The sequence below is a fragment of the Anaerotignum sp. genome (genome assembly GCF_030625865.1).
Lineage (GTDB): Bacteria > Bacillota > Clostridia > Lachnospirales > Anaerotignaceae > Chakrabartyella.
In genome coordinates this window covers 1-6,703 of record NZ_DAOUQB010000069.1, presented here as the reverse complement: position 1 = coordinate 6,703, position 6,703 = coordinate 1, and the positions used below count along the sequence as shown (strand labels likewise).

Annotated in this window: 5 protein-coding genes and 1 tRNA gene; 2 read left to right on the top strand and 4 right to left on the bottom strand. The window is 39.3% G+C overall.

Annotated elements, in window-relative coordinates; genetic code table 11:
* Positions 1-535 (top strand): hypothetical protein (locus tag P9Q65_RS12845; RefSeq protein WP_304509889.1); only part of this gene is annotated, 535 nt, incomplete at its 5' end.
* 164 nt (positions 536-699) lie between these two features.
* On the opposite strand, the gene P9Q65_RS12840 is transcribed toward P9Q65_RS12845, so the two are convergent.
* Both P9Q65_RS12840 and P9Q65_RS12835 read right to left on the bottom strand, forming a co-directional pair.
* Positions 700-2,928: a DNA gyrase subunit A gene (locus P9Q65_RS12840; protein ID WP_304509887.1), complete on the bottom strand. Its 2,229-nt coding sequence runs from the start codon at positions 2,926-2,928 to the stop codon at positions 700-702.
* Positions 2,929-2,948: 20 nt separating this feature from the next.
* On the bottom strand, positions 2,949-4,925 hold the full coding sequence (locus P9Q65_RS12835; RefSeq protein ID WP_304509886.1) for a DNA gyrase/topoisomerase IV subunit B: 1,977 nt from the start codon (positions 4,923-4,925) through the stop codon (positions 2,949-2,951).
* Positions 4,926-5,314: 389 nt separating this feature from the next.
* Here P9Q65_RS12835 and P9Q65_RS12830 point away from each other — a divergent pair.
* Positions 5,315-5,403, top strand: a tRNA-Ser gene (locus P9Q65_RS12830).
* 234 nt (positions 5,404-5,637) lie between these two features.
* Here P9Q65_RS12830 and P9Q65_RS12825 read toward each other — a convergent pair.
* Both P9Q65_RS12825 and P9Q65_RS12820 read right to left on the bottom strand, forming a co-directional pair.
* A complete protein-coding gene (locus P9Q65_RS12825) occupies positions 5,638-6,471 on the bottom strand; it encodes a site-specific integrase (RefSeq protein WP_304509884.1) in 834 nt (277 codons plus the stop codon).
* Between the two features lie 8 nt (positions 6,472-6,479).
* The coding region (locus tag P9Q65_RS12820; RefSeq protein WP_304509883.1) for a hypothetical protein at positions 6,480-6,703 on the bottom strand (224 nt) is incomplete at its 5' end.

Sequence of the window (6,703 nt, the reverse complement as noted above, 5' to 3'; positions counted from 1 at the left end):
ACAGATTCAGCAGTTTCCGCCAAACCGTGGAGATATTACCCTAGCGGAATTTGCGGAAAACTATAACTATTTTTGCAAATATCTTGATGTAAATGAAGGTTGGTATATGGATGAGAATGGACAATTAGTAGAAAAGCCTTCACATGGAAACGTTATTACTATAGATGTTGATGATGGGCCAATGGATTTTAAATATGAAATAGAGGATGGCTATTTGACAGGTGTTTCTATCTCGCATGAAGTGGAAAATGAAAAGGTTTTTACAATGAATGAAGAAGAGGAAGAAAAAATCTTGATTATTCTTGCTTTTGGTTGTACGGATGAAGACGTAGGACCTTTTATCAATAATCCCCGCTCCATTTTAGATAGGGTAATTGGTAATTATTATTCTTCAAACATTTGCATTGGCAATTGTAGTTATGTGAGCAATGTGGAACAAGAAGGCTACGAAGATTATGGCTCTATGCTGATGCCCAAGGAAGGAGCAGAAAAAGCCCATTATAAAATGGAATTTTCCGTTACAAAGGTAAGTTAAGGGTTTCTGTCAATAGAGAAGTGAATGCTTTGTTTTATTAGCTTAGCAAAACGTCAAATAGATAGAAATACTTCTGGAGCTTAAAAAAGAATAGGAAGTAAAAACGAAAACTGTTTTCAAGGAAGTTTTTCCAAGAAAACAGTTTTTATTTTTTGTGCGAAATTTTATTCATTCCCTAAACTTAGTTGTGTCTGCAAGCCATTTGCCGTTTTATCTTTTTCTTGAATGAAATGTCCTGTTGAGGGTATTTTTTTTGTGCGATAATATTCAATATTTTCTGAGAGAAAAGCTTCGGGGTTGAAAACCGCGGAAACAATGCTGTTTTTCTTTAGAGTATAAACTTGAATGCCCGATGCACTTTTTGTTGCATTCATGGGAATTAGTTCTGTATTTAATAAGGTTGCTTTGTCATTGTTCCGCATTAAAATATAATCTGTTTCCGCATCCAATTTTTCCATATAAACCAGTTTTGCTTTAGAAGAATAAGCGTTTACCAACTTGCGGCGGTTCATTTTTGTAGCATAAGCTGAAAGCTGAACCTTTGCTGCCTTGCCGTTTTCAAAGAAGAAAACCATAAAGCCGGAAAAATCTGTGGTAGCGGTCAAATAGAGAATGCGTTCTTCTGCATCCATGCCTAAAAGGTTTGGAAGAAAATCTCCTAAGATGCTGGCCTTTGTGTCAGAAATATCGCTGGCTTTCATTTTATAAACATTGTACTGGTCGGAAAAAAATAAAATCTCCGAACGGTTAGTTGTTTCAATTTCGTAAAGAATTTGGTCATCGTCCTTTAGTTTTTGTTCTCCGGAAGAACGAAGGGAGGAAAGCGGAATTTTTTTGAAATAATTCTCCTCCGTTAGGAAAAGACGTATGCTGTAATCCTCAATCAGATCGTCCTTTGTGATGGTGACAACCTCGTCCTCTTGTACAATTTCCGTTTTTCTTGGTTTGCCGTATTTTTTTTGTACGTTTTTTAACTGCTTGCAGATAATCCCTCGAATTTTTGCATCACTTTTCAACGTATCCTTTAGGTTTTGGATTTCTTCTGCCAGGGTTTTTAATTCCTCAATACGTTTCAAAATATATTCCTTATTGATATTTCTTAATTTGATTTCCGCAATATATTCCCCTTGAATCTGGTCGATTTCAAAACCTTGCATTAAATTGGGCACAACCATGCTTTCCTGCTCTGTATTGCGAATGATAGAGATTGCTTTGTCAATATCCATAAGGATTTTAGAAAGACCCATTAATAAATGGTATTTTTCTTCTTTTTTGTTAATATCAAAGGCAAGCTGACGGCGAATGGAATCCATACGAAACGCTACCCAATACTTTAAAATATCCCCAACACCCAAGGTCATAGGTTTGCCTTGAATGAGAACATTAAAATTACAGCTAAAGCTGTCGGAAAGGGGGGTCAAGCTGAAAAGCTTGTGCATCAAAAGCTCGGGATTGGTGTTACGCTTAATGTCTAGTGTAATTTTAAGCCCGTTTAAGTCCGTTTCATCTCGTACGTCCGTAATATCTCGGATTTTTCCACTCTTTACCAAAGTAAGAATCTTATCGATAATGCTTTCGATATTGGTGGTATACGGAATTTCGTAAATCTCAATGCAGCTGTTTTTTTTGTCAAAACGATATTTTGCCCGCAGCTTAAAGCTACCTCGACCTGTTTTGTATATATGCTCTAAATCTTTACGGTTATATATCAATTGGCCTCCCGTTGAAAAATCGGGTGCTGGAAGATGGTCGCAAAGGTTGATGGAGTCGTCTTTGATGTATTGTATCGTTGCCTCGCAAAGTTCGGACAAGTTAAAGCTACAAATGGAGCTTGCCATACCAACGGCGATCCCTAGGTTGGGGTTTGCTAAAATGTTGGGAAAGGTTGTGGGCAAAAGGGTAGGTTCTTTTATGGTGCCATCGTAATTATCTACAAAATCTACGGTGTTTTTTTCAATGTCCCCAAATACCTCACCGCAAATTGACCCAAGCTTGACCTCGGTATAACGGGGGGCCGCATAAGCCATATCTCTGGAGTATTGCTTGCCGAAATTTCCTTTTGAATCCACAAAAGGCACTAAAAGGGCACTATTCCCTTCTGTTAAACGTACCAGAGTTTCATAAATTGCCCCGTCTCCGTGGGGATTGAGTTTCATGGTCTGTCCTACTACATTTGAGGATTTCGTTCTGTCGCCCCTTAGTAAATTCATTAGGTACATGGTATACAAAAGCTTCCGGTGAGAGGGCTTAAATCCGTCAATTTCAGGGATTGCACGGGAAACAATGACACTCATGGCATAGGGCATATAGTTTATTTCCAAAGTTTGGGTAATAGGCTGTTCTTGTATAAAATTTTCTTTAACCTCAGTGGTTGTTGTTTTCTTTTTTGCCATTTTGGTACACCGTCTTTCTCTTAGCTAATGTCTGTTAAATCCAGATATTTATGGCCTTCTTCAGCGATAAATTCTTTTCTGCCTGCCAAATTTTCCCCAAGTAGAAGCTCAAATACTTCCTGCGTACGCCTTGCATCGTCAGGAGTAACCAAAACCAAGCGCCTTGTTTCAGGGTTCATGGTGGTTTCCCACATCATTTCCGGCTGATTTTCACCAAGCCCCTTGGAACGATTGATTTTTATTTTTCCCTTGAGTTTTCCCAAAATGTCTGTTTTTTCTGTTTCGGAATAGGCAAAGTAGGTTTGCTTTCCACTTATAATTTCGTAAAGAGGGGACTCAGCAATGTAAACCTTTTTCTCGTGAATCAAAGTGGGTACCAAGCGATAAAGCATGGTTAAGAGAAGGGTACGAATCTGAAATCCGTCTACATCTGCATCGGTGCAAAGAATGATTTTATTCCAACGCAATTGACTTAAATCAAAGGAATTTAAGTCCGAAGTATGTTTTGATTTGATTTCTACGCCACAGCCTAAAACTTTCAAAAGGTCTGTAATAATGTCATTTGCAAAAATCTTGTTATAATCCGCCTTCAGACAGTTTAAAATTTTTCCTCGAATAGGGATAATTGCCTGAAATTCTGCATCTCTGCCTAGCTTACAAGCGCCCAAAGCGGAATCACCTTCTACAATATAAATTTCACGTCGCGTAAGATCTTTTGTACGGCAGTTTACGAATTTCTCTACTCTATTGTTCATATCCAAAGAGCCGGTCAGCTTTTTGCGGATGGAAATACGAGTTTTTTCAGCCGTTTCCCGACTGCGTTTGTTTGCCAAAATCTGGGCTGCAATTTTTTCTGCATCCATTTTATTTTCAATAAAATAGATTTCCAATTGCTCGCGGAAAAAGTCTGTCATCGCATCTTGAATAAACTTATTTGTAATGGATTTTTTCGTTTGGTTTTCGTAGCTCGTAACGGTAGAAAAGGAGTTGATAACTAGAATTAAGCTATCCTCAATATCAGAAAAGGTTATTTTCTTTTCATCTTTTTTGTATAGATTGTTTCCTTTTAAATATTTATCTATAGCGAAAACAAAGGCGTTTTTCACCGCCTTGTCAGGAGAACCACCGTACTCCAAAAAGCTGGAGTTGTGGTAATATTCCAAGAGATTTACCTGATTGTTAAAGCAAAAAGCTGTCTCAAATTTTAGTTTGTATTCAGGCTTGTCCTCTCGATCTCGTCCTTTTGTTTCTGTTTGCAAATAATAAACATCAGTAAGGTTATCTTTTCCGGAAAGTTCTAATAAATAATCTTTAATGCCGTTTTCGTAACAATAAATAAATTTTTCGCTACTTTCTTCATCAAAAAGTTCAAAAGTTAAGCCTGCGTTCACCACAGCTTGCTTTTTTAAGATATCCTGAAAATAGGAGAGGGGAATATTAATATCTGTAAATACATCCCGATCGGGACGCCATTTGATTTGAGTGCCCGAAGGATGCTTATCTGCCCCTTCTTTTATAAGGCCCCCTATGTTTTCCCCCTTTTCAAAATGAAGGCTATGACATATTCCGTCACGGTAAATGACGGCATCCATATATTCCGAAGCATACTGCGTTGCACAGGTGCCAAGACCATTTAAGCCTAGGCTGAATTCGTAGTTTTCCCCTGTATTATTTTGATATTTCCCACCTGCATAGAGCTCACAGAAAACCAATTCCCAGTTGAATCGCTCCTCCTTGACGTTATAATCTACAGGAATGCCACGACCATGATCCTTAATCATGATGGAATGATCCTTATAGCGAATGACTTCAATTTTTTTTCCGTAGCCTTCTCGTGCCTCATCAATAGAGTTAGATAGGATTTCAAAAACTGCATGCTCGCAGCCATCTAAGCCATCGGAACCGAAAATTACACCGGGGCGAAGGCGCACACGATCTGCTCCTTTTAAAGAGGTGATACTTTCGTTGGTATAGTTTGATTGTAGTTGTGATTTCATAAAAACACCTGCTTCTTTGTTATCTGACCCTATATATATAGGTAGGAAGTAAATATATCCCAATATATATAAATTTACATTAGTTTGACCATAGTGTCAAGGTAGCGAAAAAACTCTCGGATTTTATTATTGACAAAAAACTTGCTTTTTTCTGCGGGGATTGGTATAATTAATTGCCAAATTGTTGTTTTAGGAGCAAAATTCTGAGACTATTTTTTATTGCCTTGTTGGGGAAAGTTATGGCTTGCATGAGTTTATAGCTGTTCTAAGGGAATTTTGTGATAATCAGCTGGACTTTCAATTTGTGATATGGAAGCGTATCGAAGTGGTTGTAACGAGCTTGACTCGAAATCATGTTACTTGCTCCGAAAACTGAATACTTATTAAATGGAAGCGTATCGAAGTGGTCATAACGGGCCTGACTCGAAATCAGGTAGTCCTCACGGGCTCGTGGGTTCGAATCCCACCGCTTCCGCCAACAACAATCCCGCGTAAATCAAGGGTTTACGCGGGTTTTCTTATGCCTTTTTCTGGTGCCCGGTTTGGTTGATAGCGATTGAAATGGTGCCAGTGGTGCCCTGATTTGTGGTGCCCGGCATATAATCCCGTATGCACTGTATACACATAAAATGTATAGCTTGGTGCCCTAATGGTGCCCGGAACTCCTAAAAACATATAAAAAGCAGCGTGGAGCTATAAAAAGATACATCTGTCATAGTTCCATTTCGCTGCTTTTCTTTTTCTCTTTAGGAACTGCTTCTTTACTTCCTTTTTCTTTTCCCGTGTCGGGCTTCTGTGGCTGTAATGCCTTATGGTAAGTTTCAAGTACCGTTTTCTTACGTTCAATCCGAACATCAACATACTGTGCTGTAACAGCTTCAAGGTTGGTAGAAATACCAAGCGACATACCGATACCTTTCAGCGTATGCCCCAATATCTCGCCTACCGTGTAGAAATCACCTGTCAGTTGGTGCATATTGGTCGCTGCCGTGTGTCTTAAATCGTGGAAACGAATGTGCGGCATTTCAAGGTGACGGATAAGCTGACCGAAGTTAGCTGACATTCTATCACGTCGGTACGGAGAACCGTCCGGCTTTGCGATAAACAATTTGTTGTCATAGTATTCCCCGCCGCCCGCAGTAATCAAATCCTTTTGCCTATCAAGCAAATCAAACTGCCGCAGGAAATACGGCAGCGTTTCTTCTGTAATAGGCAAAATACGGTCGTTGGATTTGGTCGGTGCCATTTCTGTTATGATTTTCGTACCGGGCGGTACTTTGAACGGCATTTGCTCGACAACGCCAAACTGCATTTTGACGAGGTCAATGTTTGTTGTCCGCAGTCCGATAATCTCACTCATACGCAGACCATACATTCCGGCAAGCACAACAGGCATTTCCCATTCCGTACCAACTACATTACTCATAAATTTTTGCATTTGTTCTATGGTGTACGGGTCGGGCGTTTTCCCTTGCTTGCCAAACTTTGTAATAATATCGCGGGCAGGATTATTTTCGATATAGTGATACTTTCGTGCGTGTTCCATTGATACACTTAAAATACGCTGTGCATAACGGACGGTACTATGAGATAGCCCCTTGTCAAAAAGTTGCTGAAACATATGGTCAAGCATGGCCGGAGTGAGTTGATTAAGCTGCACATACGGCGATAACCGAAATCTTTGTGTACGCCATGAATCTCAATAACCTTATCCTCTAACTCTTGGTTAGGATCAACTCTGTCGAATCGTTTCTGCCAGTACATATAAGTTGCTTTTG

What these genes read in the sequence shown, in the direction of transcription:
- P9Q65_RS12840 (WP_304509887.1), bottom strand. Translation starts at nt 2,928, where the DNA reads ATGGCAAAAAAGAAAACAACAACCACTGAGGTTAAAGAAAATTTTATA.
- P9Q65_RS12835 (WP_304509886.1), bottom strand. Translation starts at nt 4,925, where the DNA reads ATGAAATCACAACTACAATCAAACTATACCAACGAAAGTATCACCTCT.
- P9Q65_RS12825 (WP_304509884.1), bottom strand. Translation starts at nt 6,471, where the DNA reads ATGGAACACGCACGAAAGTATCACTATATCGAAAATAATCCTGCCCGC.